Annotated in this window: 14 protein-coding genes and 1 riboswitch; of the genes, 12 read left to right on the plus strand and 2 right to left on the minus strand. The window is 37.9% G+C overall.

What is annotated here, in order from left to right; translation table 11 throughout:
• Positions 1-16 precede the first annotated feature (16 nt).
• The 8 genes from ccsB to B7E07_RS08245 all read left to right on the plus strand — a co-directional run bounded on the left by ccsB (position 17) and on the right by B7E07_RS08245 (position 8794).
• Positions 17-1216, plus strand: a complete 1200-nt coding sequence (gene ccsB, locus B7E07_RS08210) for a c-type cytochrome biogenesis protein CcsB (protein ID WP_080845405.1) — start codon at positions 17-19, stop codon at positions 1214-1216.
• Positions 1217-1405: 189 nt separating this feature from the next.
• Positions 1406-2122 carry a response regulator transcription factor gene (locus tag B7E07_RS08215; protein WP_080845406.1) on the plus strand — a complete coding sequence of 239 codons (717 nt, stop codon included), beginning with the start codon at positions 1406-1408 and terminating at the stop codon, positions 2120-2122.
• On the plus strand, positions 2119-3900 hold the full coding sequence (locus B7E07_RS08220; protein WP_080845407.1) for an ATP-binding protein: 1782 nt from the start codon (positions 2119-2121) through the stop codon (positions 3898-3900). Before B7E07_RS08215 ends, B7E07_RS08220 begins: the two co-directional genes overlap by 4 nt.
• A 176-nt stretch (positions 3901-4076) precedes the next feature.
• Entirely contained in the window at positions 4077-4616 is a 540-nt protein-coding gene (gene sigX, locus B7E07_RS08225) for an RNA polymerase sigma factor SigX (RefSeq protein ID WP_080845408.1), read from the plus strand.
• Complete coding sequence (locus B7E07_RS08230; protein ID WP_080845409.1) at positions 4603-5856, plus strand: GerMN domain-containing protein; 1254 nt, start codon at positions 4603-4605, stop codon at positions 5854-5856. Before sigX ends, B7E07_RS08230 begins: the two co-directional genes overlap by 14 nt.
• Positions 5857-6398: 542 nt before the next feature.
• Positions 6399-7352, plus strand: a complete 954-nt coding sequence (locus B7E07_RS08235) for a M23 family metallopeptidase (RefSeq protein ID WP_080845410.1) — start codon at positions 6399-6401, stop codon at positions 7350-7352.
• Between the two features lie 129 nt (positions 7353-7481).
• Positions 7482-8294: a histidinol-phosphatase gene (locus tag B7E07_RS08240; protein WP_080845411.1), complete on the plus strand. Its 813-nt coding sequence runs from the start codon at positions 7482-7484 to the stop codon at positions 8292-8294.
• A gap of 281 nt (positions 8295-8575) precedes the next feature.
• The gene (locus B7E07_RS08245) at positions 8576-8794 is read left to right on the plus strand and encodes a hypothetical protein (protein ID WP_080845412.1); all 219 of its coding nucleotides are present in this window, start codon (positions 8576-8578) and stop codon (positions 8792-8794) included.
• Positions 8795-9013: 219 nt separating this feature from the next.
• Here the strand turns inward: B7E07_RS08245 and serA are convergent, their stop codons facing one another.
• Positions 9014-10591: a phosphoglycerate dehydrogenase gene (gene serA / locus B7E07_RS08250; RefSeq protein ID WP_080845413.1), complete on the minus strand. Its 1578-nt coding sequence runs from the start codon at positions 10589-10591 to the stop codon at positions 9014-9016.
• 186 nt (positions 10592-10777) lie between these two features.
• A riboswitch (FMN riboswitch) is annotated at positions 10778-10958 on the plus strand.
• A 154-nt stretch (positions 10959-11112) separates the two neighbouring features.
• Here serA and B7E07_RS08255 point away from each other — a divergent pair.
• Complete coding sequence (locus B7E07_RS08255; RefSeq protein ID WP_080845414.1) at positions 11113-11703, plus strand: ECF transporter S component; 591 nt, start codon at positions 11113-11115, stop codon at positions 11701-11703.
• A gap of 92 nt (positions 11704-11795) precedes the next feature.
• Here B7E07_RS08255 and B7E07_RS08260 read toward each other — a convergent pair whose 3' ends face one another.
• The gene (locus tag B7E07_RS08260; protein WP_066444059.1) at positions 11796-12044 is read right to left on the minus strand and encodes a ferredoxin; all 249 of its coding nucleotides are present in this window, start codon (positions 12042-12044) and stop codon (positions 11796-11798) included.
• Positions 12045-12322: 278 nt separating this feature from the next.
• Between B7E07_RS08260 and B7E07_RS08265 the strand changes: the two genes are divergently transcribed.
• From B7E07_RS08265 to B7E07_RS08275, 3 genes are read left to right on the plus strand one after another with little or no spacing between them, the layout of a single operon-like run.
• Positions 12323-13381, plus strand: a complete 1059-nt coding sequence (locus tag B7E07_RS08265) for a YpbB family protein (protein WP_176215131.1) — start codon at positions 12323-12325, stop codon at positions 13379-13381.
• On the plus strand, positions 13378-14892 hold the full coding sequence (locus B7E07_RS08270; protein WP_080845416.1) for a RecQ family ATP-dependent DNA helicase: 1515 nt from the start codon (positions 13378-13380) through the stop codon (positions 14890-14892). Before B7E07_RS08265 ends, B7E07_RS08270 begins: the two co-directional genes overlap by 4 nt.
• A complete protein-coding gene (locus B7E07_RS08275; protein ID WP_080845417.1) occupies positions 14889-15470 on the plus strand; it encodes a CPBP family intramembrane glutamic endopeptidase in 582 nt (193 codons plus the stop codon). The genes B7E07_RS08270 and B7E07_RS08275 overlap by 4 nt, the downstream gene beginning before the upstream one ends.
• The last annotated feature ends 3 nt before the right edge of the window (positions 15471-15473 follow it).

The following is a 15473-nucleotide window of genomic DNA, read 5'->3' on the forward strand; positions in this document are numbered from 1 at the left end:
ATAGGGGGGAACTTAGGTGGATTTAGTTAGTTTGAGCGGCAATCTTCTTTTTATTGCCTTTCTGCTCTACTTAGTAGGTACGGTATTTTTTGCCGGCTCTATAAAAGATAAACGCGCCAAGGAGAGAGAGAAAGGTAAGGGTCCAAATAAATGGGCCAAAACGGGCATTGCGATTACAATTGCCGGTTTTATTTCACAGTTAGGTTACTTTATTTTAAGATGGATTGCTGCAGGCCACGCTCCTGTTAGTAATTTATTTGAATTTACTACCTTTTTCGGTATGTCATTAGTAGGTGCATTTATTGTTATCTACTTTATTTACAAAACAGCAGTCTTAGGTTTATTTACACTTCCAATTGCAATGCTGCTGATTGGTTATGCGGCAATGTTTCCTAGAGATATCTCGCCGCTGGTTCCTTCATTGCAAAGTCATTGGCTGCATATTCACGTAACAACAGCAGCGATGGGACAAGCTATTTTAGCAATTAGTTTTGCTGCCGGTCTTCTTTATTTAGTAAAAGTGATTGATCATACGAAAAAAACGAAAGAGAGCTTCTGGCTTGAAGCTGTTATGTTTGGTCTTGTTTGTACATTAGGATTTATTTTAATTTCTACAGGCTTTTCAGCTTCTGGGTATAAGGCTGATTTTAACTGGGTAGATAAAAATAATGTAGAGTCAGTTGCTGAATATCAGCTGCCTCCGCTCGTTGGTCCTAATGAAGGGGTAAGCTTGACAGAAGGTGCTATGGAGCCTCTAGTTGAGATGCCGGGAATTATTAATGCAAAAAAATTAAATACGGTCATTTGGTCAATACTAGCAGGAATTGTTTTATATCTTTTATTACGATTGATTTTGCGTAAACGGATTTCAGCAGCTCTTCAGCCTCTGACATCTAAGGTTAACGCAGATTTAGTTGACGAGATTGGGTATCGTTCCGTTTTAATTGGATTTCCTGTATTTACGCTAGGTGCATTAGTGTTTGCAATGATCTGGGCACAAATTGCTTGGACGCGTTTTTGGGGCTGGGATCCGAAAGAGGTATGGGCTCTTATCACATTCTTATTCTATGCTGCCTATTTGCATCTTCGTCTTTCAAAAGGCTGGCATGGAAAAAAATCAGCATGGCTAGGTGTGATTGGTTTTATCATCATTATGTTTAATCTTATTGTGGTGAACTTAGTTATAGCTGGTTTGCATTCATATGCAGGGTCATAAAGTATGCTTGCCTGCATTTCTAAGGATGTAGAAATGTTGATCATATAAATCTTATAGCCTTCACTATTAAACAGTGAAGGCTTTCTTTAAAAAGGTTCTTATCAGTTCGGTTATTGCTTTTATATCATTGGGCTTTTCTAGCTCTATGCCTTATAAAACATTCGTACTTTTAATAAGGAGATGAAGGATATGGATCAAAATGCAAAAATTTTAGTTGTAGATGACGAGGAAAGAATTCGCCGCTTATTAAAGATGTACCTGGAAAGAGAAGATTACATCATTGAAGAAGCTGAAGATGGAAATGAAGCATTGGAAAAGGCGCTTCATCAAGAATACGATGTCATTCTTTTGGACTTAATGATGCCAGGAAAAGATGGACTTGAAGTGTGCCGTGAAATAAGAGAAAAAAAGGCAACTCCCATTATCATGCTGACAGCCAAGGGAGAAGAGGTAAATCGTGTACAAGGTTTTGAAGTAGGAACAGATGATTACATTGTAAAACCATTCAGTCCTAGAGAAGTTGTTCTGCGCGTAAAAGCATTGCTCCGCCGTTCTTCAGCATCAACGTTTGTGCAGGCGGAACCTTCAGCTAAAGATGTGATTGTATTCCAGCATTTAACCATTGATAATGATGCGCATAGAGTGTTAGCGGATGGAAAAGAAGTAAGTTTAACTCCTAAGGAATATGAGCTGCTTTATTTTCTGGCAAAGACTCCAGATAAAGTGTTTGATCGTGAACAGCTGCTCAAAGAGGTTTGGCATTATGAGTTTTTCGGCGATCTTAGAACTGTTGACACCCATGTCAAGCGCTTGCGGGAAAAGCTGAATAAAGTTTCAGAGCAGGCAGCAAGAATGATTGTTACCGTCTGGGGGGTAGGCTATAAATTTGAGGTTATTAATGAATGATGCTTTGGCGAAGTGTAGTAGGTAAGCTTTGGATTACCATTATCCTGCTCGTTTCCTTTGTTCTTTTCATTTTAACTGTAATGCTACTTGAGTTTTTTGAAAATTATCATATAGATGAAACAGATAAAGGACTAGAAGCTACAGCAATAAAGATTTCGAGAATTTTAGAAGAACATGATCAAGACGTGGGGCTTGAGATAGCGTGGGAATTGATTGATGATGTTACAAAAGTCATCATTATCAAAGATGATCATGAGTACTATTATTCTCCCAATCACCTGAATGATTCGGAAAAGCTGCCGATTTCTTATTTAAGAGATGATGATGAATTAAACGAAGTCTTTACGAAAGACCAAACGGTAAGGAAGATTTCTTCTTACTTCTCAGCCAATCCGGAAGATGAAGATGAAGCAAGAGCTCTAATCATTGGTGTTCCGCTTCCGCCTGATGAAAATCAAGATGGTGCAGTCTTTATTTATCAATCGATTGAAGTAATGCAGGAAACAACCAAAACGACAACAAAGTTTATTCTGCTTGCTGCTGGTGTAGCGATTATTTTAACCACCATTTTTGCATTCTTCTTGTCAACCAGAATAACTGCTCCGCTTCGAAAAATGCGGGAAGCTGTTTCGGAAGCAGCTAAAGGGAAGTTTGATACAAAGGTACCGTTTTTGTCTTATGATGAAATCGGTGAATTGGCAACTGCCTTTAATCAAATGGGACGACAGCTTAAATTCAATATGGACGCACTTAGTCAGGAAAAAGAACAGCTTGCAAGCATCTTAAGCGGAATGGCAGATGGTGTTATTACTTTTAATCGCGATGGGACAATATTGATTACGAACCCTCCTGCAGAGCGATTTTTGCAAAGCTGGTATTTTGAAAAAGGCAGTGAAGGCGGTCCTTCAGAAGTGGTTCCATCAAAGGTAAACGAGCTGTTTCAGCTTGCGGTCAGTACGGAAATGGAACAGGTTGGTGAACTTTCCATACAAGGTCGTTCATGGGTAATGATTATTAGTCCGCTTTATAATCAAAAGAATATACGCGGTGCAGTCGCTGTTATTCGGGATATGACAGAAGAGCGACAGCTTGATAAACTGCGGAAAGATTTTATTGCCAACGTTTCACATGAGTTAAGAACACCAATTGCAATGATGCAAGGTTATAGTGAAGCTATTGTTGACAATATAGCGTCTTCTGAAGAAGAAAAGAATGAGATGATTAAAGTCATCCATGATGAATCGCTGCGGATGGGCCGCCTTGTCAATGAATTACTTGATCTTGCGCGAATGGAAGCAGGGCATATTCAACTAACTAAGGAGCAGGTAGACGTAACTCCTTTTATCCAAAAAATCATACGCAAATTTCAAGGACTTGCAAAAGATAAAGGAATCTCTTTAGGGGAAGACTTACAGCAAGATTATTTCTTTATATTTGATCCAGATCGAGTTGAACAAGTTTTAACGAACTTAATTGATAATGCGATGCGGCACACGCCAGAAGCGGGTACGATCACGGTTACATCTGATGTGGATGAACGTGGTTTGTATATGGAGGTAGCAGATTCAGGATCAGGTATACCGGAAGAAGATTTGCCGTTTATCTTTGAAAGGTTTTATAAAGAAGACAAAGCCAGAACACGCGGAAGGTCTGGTACAGGTTTAGGCTTAGCTATTGCAAAAAATATAATTGATGCACACAAAGGTCATATAACCGTACAAAGCAGGCTTGGACACGGTACGACATTTTCTATTTTTATTCCGCGAAATATTGAATAAATGCTAAAAATATGCCGATTGTTCTTGATTCACAAGAAACAATCGCATATGATAAATAGGAGAAAGGAAGGATATGGAACTGCAATCCTTCCTTTTTTTTATGACAAATACTATATTTATAGTGTAACTTTTTTTCTTTATATTACGACTATATTAATGAACGGGGAGGGGAATCGATGGACTCCGTTTTTGATGAATTATACAGTAAATATCATCATGACGTTTTTCAATTTTTATTTTATATGGTAAGAAACAAGGAATTGGCCGAGGATCTCGTGCAGGAAGTATATATTAGAGTGCTTAAATCGTATGATAAATTTGAGGGGAAAAGCAGTGAAAAAACGTGGCTCTTTTCAATTGCCCGTAACGTTGCAATCGACTCTTTCCGCAAGCAAAAAGGCTGGAAACAAAGATTGATTGACACCTTCGATTGGTCAGCACATCAAGTGAAGGATGATCAGCCTATTCCTGAAGATATCTTCATGCAAAAGGAAGAAGTGCGTGTGATGTATAAATGTTTAGGATATTGTACAGTGGACCAAAGATCGGTTATTGTGATGAGATATATACAAGAATTATCAATATCTGAAACTGCGGAGGCTTTGAACTGGACAGAAAGCAAAGTCAAAACTACACAGCATAGAGCGTTAAAAGTGCTAAAAAAGCACATGGAAGAAATATTGGCAAAGGAGGGTGTGGACATTGCGGAAGAATGATCATAATGATAGGGATATTGAAGAGTTATTAAAACAAATGCCAAAAATAAAAGATCAGCGTGGAAAACGGGAAGTATACCAGAACGTGATGATGAAGATGAATCGTCGTAAACGGCAAACTTGGCTTATTCCTAGTGCAGCTGCCGCTGCCGCACTGCTTCTCATGGTGATTCTTATTCCCGGTATGATGGGGGGACAGGACACGGCTGAAGATTCTTCAAGCGGCTCACAGGAATCGGCGCAATATAGTGCTGTCAGCGAAGAATCTGCAGAACGATCATCTGAAAACTCGCAAGATGACGCAGAGTCAACTTCTGACGATTCAGCAGTGCTCGACTCATCTGAAAAGAAAAATGAAAGCACTCAAAATGACTCATCTGATTCGGAAGCAGAAGTAGATATCCAAAATGATTTTACAACAGCTGTATATGAAGAAGATCTGCAGGAAAGTGAAGTGCTGACATATGTCATTCCTGATAAAAACATTAATAATATAGTTCCTGTTAGTGTAATAGTGCCTAAAGAAGAAGGTAAAACTAAATTTGATTTATACAAAGAAACAATGCCCAAATTAACAGAAGAACAGTGGGGATTATCTGAATTTTATCCGCTAAATGCAGATTTAACTTATGATCAGAATCAGAACATCTTAAACGTTGATATGCCTTCTGATCATCAATATCATTTTACTTCTGTTGCTGAGGTCATAAATAATTTCTTTATCAATATATTTAAAGAATTTAACCTTCAAGAAATAAAGTTAACTACAGATGGAAATCCTGGAGTTGACTTAGGGAATTACGGTGAAATCTCAGAATTTACTCCTAACAATTCATCTAATCAATATGCTTTCTATTTATTTTATCCAGATCAAGATATGGAAGAGCCATTTCTAGTTCCGTATACACACGACGAGAGGCCGCAATCCATAGAGGAAGCTTTTAATGCAATGAGACAGGAAATCGAGATTGACCCTCCATTGATGGCATCAATACCAGCAGATATTAATTTTCAGACAGATGTTCATGATCACACAGTGGTGATTACATTTAGTGATGAATCAGAAATAGAGGATAATGAAGAAACAGCATATATGATTGAGGCATTATTACTGACTGCTAAGGAATTTAATTATCAGGCTGTCAAACTTGAGAATGCAGATGTAGATACAGTGGGAAGATTTAACCTTACCCAGGAGCTTCACCCGCCTGTAGCACCAAATCAAAAAGAGTTGCCTTAAAGGCTGGGACATAAGTATTTAACACAACCACAGAGCCGAATGATTAGGAAGTAAATCTTTCTAATCATTCGGTTTTTTATTTGTTATTAATATTTCTAAACATGAGTGAAATGGGCGGAGGGCCCTCGACTCCTGTGGGCCATAGAGGAAAGGGTGAGACCCCGCAGGAGCGAGAGCGACGAGGAGGCTCAGCTTCCTCCCACGGAAAGCGAGGGGGTCTGTAGCGCAGGTGGAACGGGCTTGTGTATACACCCAAACCTTGAAAAAGAACATTCGTATTTTAGAAAGATTATTTTCGTTTTGTCCCAGCCACTTTATTTTAAAAAAAGTTTGTATAGTCATCCCTAAAAGGGACACATACTAATTCACGTGTCTTCGCTGTGAGTCTCTTAATGCTAGGTTCTAAATTGGTACATGCCATCATAGGCTGTGAAAGAGAGTTTTAGAATAAAAGGCTGCTGCACATAAATAAATATTTGGTTTGAAATTTTGTGCGTAAAGCTTTCTGAATAAGCTGCAGTCAAAATTAGGAGGAAAAAACATTGAAGGATTATATAAAGCGTTTATTAATCGCTGGGGGTTTGGCGCTTTGTGTTAGTTTGCTGTTTCTTGGAGGAAAGACAATAAAAGCTGAAACATTTAATATTGCGAATGAAACTTCCCACTGGATTTGGCCAGCTGATGGGATTATAACAGATACTTTTGGGACAAGAAACGGAAAGCATAAAGGAATTGACATAGCAGCTGAGTCTGGAGCGCCAATATATGCTGTTGATTCAGGTACGATCACAAGGTCCTATTATTCAGGTTCTTACGGCCATGTTATTTTTATAAAGCATGGGAATGGCACAGAAACGGTTTATGCTCATTTACAAGAGCGTTTAGGGATAGAAGGAAGCGAAGTAGAACAGGGAGAAGTAATTGGCAAGATGGGCAGTACCGGAAATTCTTCTGGTGTACATTTACATTTCGAAGTACATAAAAATGAATGGACCTATGAAAAACAGAATGCACTTGATCCCTTTTTAGCTTATGGTCATGAATCATTAGGTGACTCAGTCGAAGTTTTTGGAAGAGAGGACAATTCTTCCGATACAAGGACAGCAGCTGTTCTAAATGAATTTGGTTCAAGAGGTCAAAATTATAGTGAAAATGAAGTAAAAGAAGATGAGGAAAAAGAGGAAAAAACTGAAAGCGATGAAACGATGATCCATAAGGTCCGCAGTGGAGAAACGCTTTGGGATATCGCTGTTCAGTATAAAATTGATGTAGAGTCTATTCAAGAAGCAAACAAGCTTGTTTCAGATCATATTGTGCCTGAACAGAGTTTAACGATCCCTAAAATTGATGCTGCAAGGGTTTACTTGGTGAAGAAAGGCGACACGTTGTCTTCGATAGCTGAAGAGACGAGTCTTACAGTTCAAGAGTTAAAAGAAATGAATAAGTTAAACAGCGACACGATTCAAATAAATGAAAGAATTATTATCTCTAATTAAACATCTATCCTCCTGCTCGCTGTCTGTTTTTAAACAGAGCAGGAGTTTTTTTAGTGAGAAAATGATCTTCCTCGTTGCCTGATTTTTCTGATAAGCGTATAATGATGTCTAAATTAAGGGGGAGATTGGATGCTCACGGATTATCACAATCATTTGGAAAACGGTACACTATCATTAGACTATTTAACAAAGTTTACGGATCAGGCTAAAGAACTTGGAATAGAAAGCTTTGGTATATCAGAACATGCCTATCATTTTTATCAGACAGCAGATATTCTGCAGAATCCATGGGTGAATGAAAGACGGTATTATGATATGAAAGACTATGTATCGTTATTTCAGCAAGCGTGGAACAAAGGAATAGACGTAAAAATGTCAATTGAAATGGACTATACTCCAGGAAAGCATAAAGAAATGGAGCAATTTATCAAAAGTTATGATTTTGATTATGTGATTGGCTCCATTCATTGGGTAGGAGATTTCGGCATTGATTTAGCTGAGTACAGAAAAGAATGGGACAGAAGGGACGTTGCACAAGTCTATAGAGGTTATTTTGACCAGGTTATAACATTGGCAGAGTCGAATTTATTTGATATCGTCGGTCATCTGGATCTGGTGAAAATATTTAAATATGTACCAGATGATGAAGAATTTTTACTGCAGCAATATGAACGGGCCACAGATGCATTAGCCAATTCAAAGACATGTGTGGAAATCAGTACTGCTGGATTAAGAAAACCTGTTGGCGAATTATACCCAGATCCAAGGCTCTTGAAAAAATGCTTTGAGAAAAACATCCCGATTGTTTTATCTTCAGATGCTCATTTTCCTGAACATGTTGGCAGTAACTTTGACCAAGCCCTTAAGCTTGCAAAAGAGACAGGCTATACATCTATAATGACTTTTTCCAAAGGAGAAAGAAAAGAATATCCAATAGGGTGAGGAAAGTATATTGGAAAATATGGCTGATGAAATACCGAAACAAGTTATAATTATGTATAAATTTTAATGCAAGTACGCTCAATACATTGAACATTCTACAACTCTTTTTGAAATCCTCAAATCAGCTGATGGAAAAGAATTAACCTATTCATTGGAAATAATTGAGAATGATTTGGAGATTAGAAATGCAATTTACAATAGGTAATTGCAAAGAGAAGTTATTTGAAAAATTAGTTAATTATGGTTTTTATGATAAAATGGTTGTATAGGAGGTGAGTATTGTGAATAAAAGGAATAAAAAGTTAATGATGATATTTCTGATGGGGGTCCTTGCAACTGCATTTGTATTACCATTGCTAAGTTCATTAGGTGTTCCTTCATACAGTGTTGTATTAGTGGCACTATTTGAGGAAGGAAGTATGTGGGCGTTAGCTCTTTCGCTAGTACTAATCCTCTCGACTACTCTAGGTGTAATGAAGGGTATTAAAAATTATGCCTAAAACGGCTAAACTAAATAGGTCAGAAAAAAACGCTAAAATAATACATTTTAGCGTTTTTTTTTATGTTAATCGTATGAGTTATTTATCTTGCATATTTCAATAAGATTTGTAACGGTATTTCTTTTTTCTGCATCAAAACTGAATCATTTTTACACAAGGTGGTTCTAAATTTGTACTCAAATATAAATATGTGTTCCTTAATTATCAATTGTATATCAGCTATTGCAGCAAAATAGAATTGATGGAAACAATGTCCTCTAATTGAGTTAAGGCTGATAATGTTTGTTCCTCGATTGGTTTGTCAAAAGATAATACCATGATCGCTTCTCCTCCAGCCTGTTTCCGGCCCACTTGCATCGTGGCAATATTGATTGATAGGTCACCGAGTATTTTACCAACAGAGCCAATGACACCTGGTCGGTCCATATGCTGAATATACAGCAGATTTCCTTCTGGTAGAAAGTCGATATTAAAGCCATTCAGAAACACAATACGGGGACCATAATGATCAATATAAGTCCCTCTGACAGTAAAGGTGAAATGATCTCCTTTTGCAGTTACAGTTATACAGTTTGAATAGCCAAAAGCGTCCGCTGAAATCTTCTCTCCGATTGTTATGCCCCGTTCCTTCGCCGTTAAAAGTGCATTTACTTCATTTACGTACGCATCAATTCTATTCTTGAAAAAACCAGCAATTAAAGCTTTCGATAAGTATGGAGTTTCTAGGTCAGTGGCGGAGCCTGAATAGGTAATAGACAGTTCATGAATACCGGTTTTTACACATTGTGACAGAATTGTGCCCATTTGTTTGGCAAGTTGATGAAATGGCTGCAGTTTATTGTATAAATCCTTTGAGATGGCCGGCAGGTTGATTGAATTAGAAACAGGCATATCTTCAAGGAACATTCGAACTTCTTTGGCGACTTGAGTTGCTACATTCAATTGTGCCTCTTTTGTTGACGCCCCGAGGTGAGGGGTGGCAATGACTTGATCATATTTCAGGAGAGGATGTTCACCAGGCGGCTCTAATTCAAAAACATCAAGCGCGGCACCTGCTACATGCCCATTGCCGATATATTCAGCAAGTGCAAGTTCGTCGATAATGCCTCCGCGGGCACAATTTAAGATATATACTCCTTTTTTCGTCGACGCTAAGCTTTCACGGTTAATAAGTCCTTTTGTCTCTTGAGTGAGCGGTGTATGAACGGTGATAATATCAGATGATTGAAGTAAGGTCTCTAGTGGTGCGGATTCAACGCCAAGCTTAGCAGCTCGATCCTTTGTTAAAAAAGGGTCAAAAACAGTTACAGTCATCCCAAATGCTTTTGCACGTCTGGCAATCTCGGTTCCAATTCTGCCTAACCCGACAATTCCTAATGTTTTTCCATATAGCTCAGTTCCTACAAAAGTATTGCGTTTCCATTCCTTATTTTTTACTGATGCATAGGCTTGTGGAATATTTCTCATTAAGGAGGCCATCATGGCAAATGTATGCTCTGCAGTTGAGATGGTATTTCCATCAGGTGCATTCACCACGACGATCCCTTTTTTTGTTGCAGCGGGGACGTCAATATTATCAACGCCAACTCCAGCACGGGCGATGATTTTCAAGTTTGTCATCTGACTCAATAGCTGTTCAGTAACTTTTGTAGCGCTCCTAACGAGTAAGGCATCAACTTTTTGGAGGTTAACGGATGGGTCATCTGTTTTCTTTTGAATAATTTCAAGACCAGGCATATCTAAAAGCGGTTTGAGTCCTTCTTCACTTATTGCATCTGATACTAATACGGTGTACATAAGCTCCCCCTGCATCGTGCGATTTTTTTGACTATTTTACAAGATAGCTAATAGTCTGTCAATTTATATTATGTACCGATGTAAAAAGGAAACGCTTTAAAGAGTTAAAATATTTTGAACTGAGATTTATTCCTTCACAACTACAATATTTTTCAGTATAATGTACCTGTATAACAAATTAATATGGTCTATCTTCGGGGCAGGGTGAAATTCCCGACCGGCGGTGATAAGCGAAATGCTTTAAGCCCGCGAGCCTGATTGTATCAGTATGCTGCATTCTAACGCACGCATAGCTAGTACGCTAAATTGGGCAGGATTTGGTGTGAATCCAAAGCCGACAGTACAGTCTGGATGGGAGAAGATGGAGGTTCTGCAAGCGTTCAAAAAATGCAGGTGTTTTGAACGTTTATTAAAGCGTGCCTTTTCTCCCTCAAGTATATACTTGGGGGTTATTTATTGCCGCTTGTTTTGCTGAACCTTTCTTCTTTAGGAGAGATAGCCTAAAAAGGAGAGAGGAAAAAATGAAAAAATTGAATGTAAAAGCTTTTGTAGCTATTGGAATGCTGAGCAGCATCGCATATGTATTAATGCTGCTGAACTTCCCGCTGCCGCCATTTCCAAACTTTCTAATGATTGATTTCAGTGATATACCTGCACTAATCGCTGCATTAATCTTTGGTCCACTGGCAGGTATTTTGGTTGAATTGTTTAAAAATATCTTAGACTATTTTATGACTGGAAGTGCAACAGGAGTACCTGTTGGTCATATTTCAAATTTCTTAGCAGGAATATTATTTGTTCTTCCGGCCTACTATATTTTCAATCGTCTTAAATCGAAAAAAGGAATGACGATCGGACTTATCTCAGGTTCTATTATCATGGCAATCATGATGAGTGTTCTCAATTATTTAGTGATACTGCCAGCGTACACATTCTTTTTAAACGCTCCTGCCATGTCTGCTCCTGAAATGCGGACGATGATTGTCACGGGGATCTTGCCTTTTAATATCGTTAAAGGATTATTAATAGCAGCCGTATTTATGCTGATCTACTCTAAAATGAGTGTATGGATAACCAAGCAAAATCAAAATGCGCTTAAAAGTGCGGTTTAAATAATACAAAAAAAAGCAGCCATAGCTGCTTTTTTTATTTTTTGGAAAAGAAAAATCCCCTTTCAAAAGAAAGGAGATCTTTCAAAAATATTCTATTCGTATTTTAACGGATCTCCCTCAAAGGAATCATCCGCCACTTTAATCGAATCAGTTGGGCATCCTTCAAAAGCATCCATCATATCGTCCATTAGAACATCGGGAACTTCAACTGTTCCTTGGTTATCATCTAATGTAACAAAGGCAATGCCTTCATCATCATAATCATAAATATCTGGAGCAGCTGCTCCACAAGCTCCGCATGCGATACATGTATCTTTGTCAACGATTGTATACTTAGCCATAAAAAAAACCTCCTGAATAAATTAAAAAAAGAAATAAATCTTGTGCTTCTGCTCGCTGCAGAATCTCGTCCCTCATTCCTATTGTAAAACTGAAACATCAACTTTTCAATAAAAAGATGTTGAGAATACTTATCACAGAAGGGTTTTCCTGATTTATAAACGAATAAAACGCTTACATTGAACAAGCCATTTTCTTTCATGATACAATGAACTTAAACGGTAAAGATAGAACTGTTCACTTTTTAATCTATACGAATTTGAAAAGGGGATACAATACAATGTTTGGGTGTTATAAAAAATATGTGATTCTATATTGTCTTCAGCGAATAGCAGATGAGCGTACAATCTATTCTGTTTTTCATTTATTAAATGGCAAAAAATCCTCCCAAACCATTCAAGATGCCTTTCTTTTTCAGCTTACACCCTTTTTTCGTGTCTACCCTGCTATGACAAGGCAGCAATTCGATCAGCACCTTGCAGAAATGAGAAAAGAAAAATGGATTTTAGAATATGAGCCTTCTCAGTATCGTCTTACGGATCAAGGTATAGACACTTTAAAAGAACAATTAACAAAACAGCCTCTGCCTCAAAATTTAAACGGCTGGAAATTTCATCAACTTTCTGTAGTGTTTTGGGAAAGGTTATCCTTGCTTGTTCAAGTTGTATCAAATCTCATGTCCAACAACTTAAGCTATTTGCCAATTCAGCGCAAAAAGGAGACACATGTATGGCTTAAACAGTTTTTACAAGAAACCAAAATGGATAGACATATCCTTGCCCAAAAAGTTTATGATGAATTAGTTGACTGTTTAGAAAACAGCTCGAATATTCGGCCACAGCTATTGATCAGCAGACTGACTGGCACTGATGCGATTGGTCTTACGAAGGAACAAGCAGCAGTCCGGTTTTCAATGGATCAGGATTATTTTGATCTCCATTTTCAAAGTATCCTGCATTCTATGCTTGCTGTGATAAAAGAGAAACCTGTACCATTTCCGTTATTAAATAAAGTAATCCAATATACAGAAACAGAATTTACGATGACCCATTCAGCGCAAAAAACGGAAGAGCTTTTGCAAAATGGATTTACTCTTGAAGAGATAGCGCTGTATAGAAAATTAAAAAAGAACACAATAGAGGATCATGTTGTCGAACTTGCACTGAGTAAACCACAATTTGAAATAGAAAGCTTTGTTTCTGCTGATATTGTGGATGACATACTGGAGGCGGTAAAGAAGGTGAACACAAAACAACTAAAGCATATTAAATCCATTGTTCCGCACGCACAGTATTTTGAAATACGATTAGTGCTTGCGGTATATGGAGATGCACAATGAAGCTCGAGGAGATCTTAAAAGAGCGTTTTGGATACAGCAATTTTAGAAGCGGGCAGAAGGAAGTCATTTCATCCCTTTTGGCTGGGAAGAATACGCTGGCCATGCTGCCGACAGGAACAGGTAAATCACTTTGTTATCAGCTCCCTGGGTATATGCTAGAAGGGCAAGTTCTAATCGTTTCCCCGTTGCTATCTTTGATGCAGGATCAGGTTGACCAGCTGAAAGTAAATGGAGAAAAAAGTGTCATCGCCATTAATTCATTTTTATCTTTTGATGAAAAGCTAACCGCAATGAAACAGCTAAGCAGGTTTAAGTTTATTTTTATCTCACCGGAAATGATGCTCACCGAGCAGGTTTTGGCTAGGTTAAAGAGTTTAAAGATTGCCCTGTTTGTGATTGATGAGGCTCATTGTATTTCGCAATGGGGTCATGATTTCAGACCGGATTACTTAAAGCTTGGCTACGTCCGCAAGCAGCTGCAAAACCCGCTGACGATCGCTTTGACAGCAACGGCCACAAGTGAAGTACGTGGGGATATCATTCGGACACTTTCTATTCAGGAAAGCGAACAGATTATTTATTCTGTAAATAGACCTAATATTACAATGGCAGTTGAACACTTTCACCATTATCGGGAGAAGAGGGACCGTTTAATCCAACTGGTGACAAAATTAGAAGGTCCCGGGATTATTTATTTTTCAAGTAAAAAAATGGCAGAACAAATGGCCGCTGATTTAAGATTGCAAGGCATAGGGAATGTTATGCCATACCATGGGGGTCTAGAGCAGGAGACAAGAATGCTTATTCAGCAGCAATTCCTCCATGGACAGCTGGATCTTATTTGTGCGACAAGTGCCTTTGGAATGGGGATCAATAAAGAAAATATCCGGTATGTCATTCATTTTCATATGCCAATGCAGTTTGAATCATATGTACAGGAGATTGGCCGAGCTGGGAGGGATGGTCAACCTTCTATTGCATTTATGCTCTATACTTCTGGAGATGAAACGCTTCAGCACCAGCTCATTGAAGGGGAACTTCCCGATGAACCTCAAATAACTCTTCTTGAAAACTGGCTGCAAGAACATAAGACAAATCCTCAGAACCTAGCAGGATTAGAAGAAGAATTATCATTGATTTGCGGGTTTAATGAGATTCAATTAAGACTGACCTTTGATTATCTAAAGAATTATTCGCTTGGAAAGAACATTTCTTCCGTCTGTGATGAATTCAAACTTTATATAAAAAAACGTCTAGAGAGTAAAAGAAGGAAAATTGAAGAAATGGTCCGTTGGATTTCATCGGAAAAATGCAGAAGAATACAGCTTCTTGAGTATTTTGAAGAAATGCCGAAAATACAAAACAGTGATTGCTGTGATCACTGCGGCTTTTCTATCACAACGTTTGAGCGAACAAACTTCCCCCTTCATAAGCAAAGAGATAATGAAGAACAAAGCTGGAAGGAAAGATTGGCAGAAATATTGCTAAGGAAACGAGAGGAAGAACGTTGAAAAATCGCCAAAAAGATATATTAGAGGAAATTACAGACCGTGAACTTATTTTTCACCTCTATTTAACGCAAATCATTTTGTTTGTCATATCCGTAGTATTAGCATGGCTATTTTTTGATCATTACAGTGAAATAACCGCCCTTTTTAAATGGGATTTTAAAGAAATTGTTTTGTTTGGCGGTGGTGCAGGTGTTCTTGTTGTACTTATTGATTCAATACTTATGAAAATTCTTCCACAATCTTATTATAATGACGGAGGATTGAATGAGAAAATTTTTCGCGGACGTTCCGTTTTGCATATCGCCTTCATTTCACTTGTTGTGGCAATTAGCGAAGAAATTCTATTCAGGGGTGTTATACAAACTAATTTTGGATGGATCGTCTCAAGTGTTGTTTTTGCACTCATTCATTTTCGCTATTTATTTCACTGGTATTTATTTTTAAATATTGTGGCACTTAGTTTTTTTATTGGGTATATTTATGTTATAACAGAAAATTTATTTGTGACTATTTTCATGCATTTTTTGATTGATTTTCTTCTTGGGGTCATTATTAAGTATGGAAAAAAACATGAATAATTC

It is taken from the genome of Cytobacillus gottheilii, from assembly GCF_900166665.1.
GTDB lineage: Bacteria > Bacillota > Bacilli > Bacillales > Cytobacillaceae > Cytobacillus > Cytobacillus gottheilii_A.

Excerpts from the sequence above, each read along its gene's own strand:
- B7E07_RS08240 (WP_080845411.1), top strand. The coding sequence starts at position 7,482 with ATGCTCACGGATTATCACAATCATTTGGAAAACGGTACACTATCATTA.
- B7E07_RS08255 (WP_080845414.1), top strand. The coding sequence starts at position 11,113 with ATGAAAAAATTGAATGTAAAAGCTTTTGTAGCTATTGGAATGCTGAGC.
- B7E07_RS08260 (WP_066444059.1), bottom strand. The coding sequence starts at position 12,044 with ATGGCTAAGTATACAATCGTTGACAAAGATACATGTATCGCATGCGGA.
- sigX (WP_080845408.1), top strand. The coding sequence starts at position 4,077 with ATGGACTCCGTTTTTGATGAATTATACAGTAAATATCATCATGACGTT.
- B7E07_RS08265 (WP_176215131.1), top strand. The coding sequence starts at position 12,323 with ATGTTTGGGTGTTATAAAAAATATGTGATTCTATATTGTCTTCAGCGA.
- B7E07_RS08215 (WP_080845406.1), top strand. The coding sequence starts at position 1,406 with ATGGATCAAAATGCAAAAATTTTAGTTGTAGATGACGAGGAAAGAATT.
- serA (WP_080845413.1), bottom strand. The coding sequence starts at position 10,591 with ATGTACACCGTATTAGTATCAGATGCAATAAGTGAAGAAGGACTCAAA.
- B7E07_RS08270 (WP_080845416.1), top strand. The coding sequence starts at position 13,378 with ATGAAGCTCGAGGAGATCTTAAAAGAGCGTTTTGGATACAGCAATTTT.
- B7E07_RS08220 (WP_080845407.1), top strand. The coding sequence starts at position 2,119 with ATGATGCTTTGGCGAAGTGTAGTAGGTAAGCTTTGGATTACCATTATC.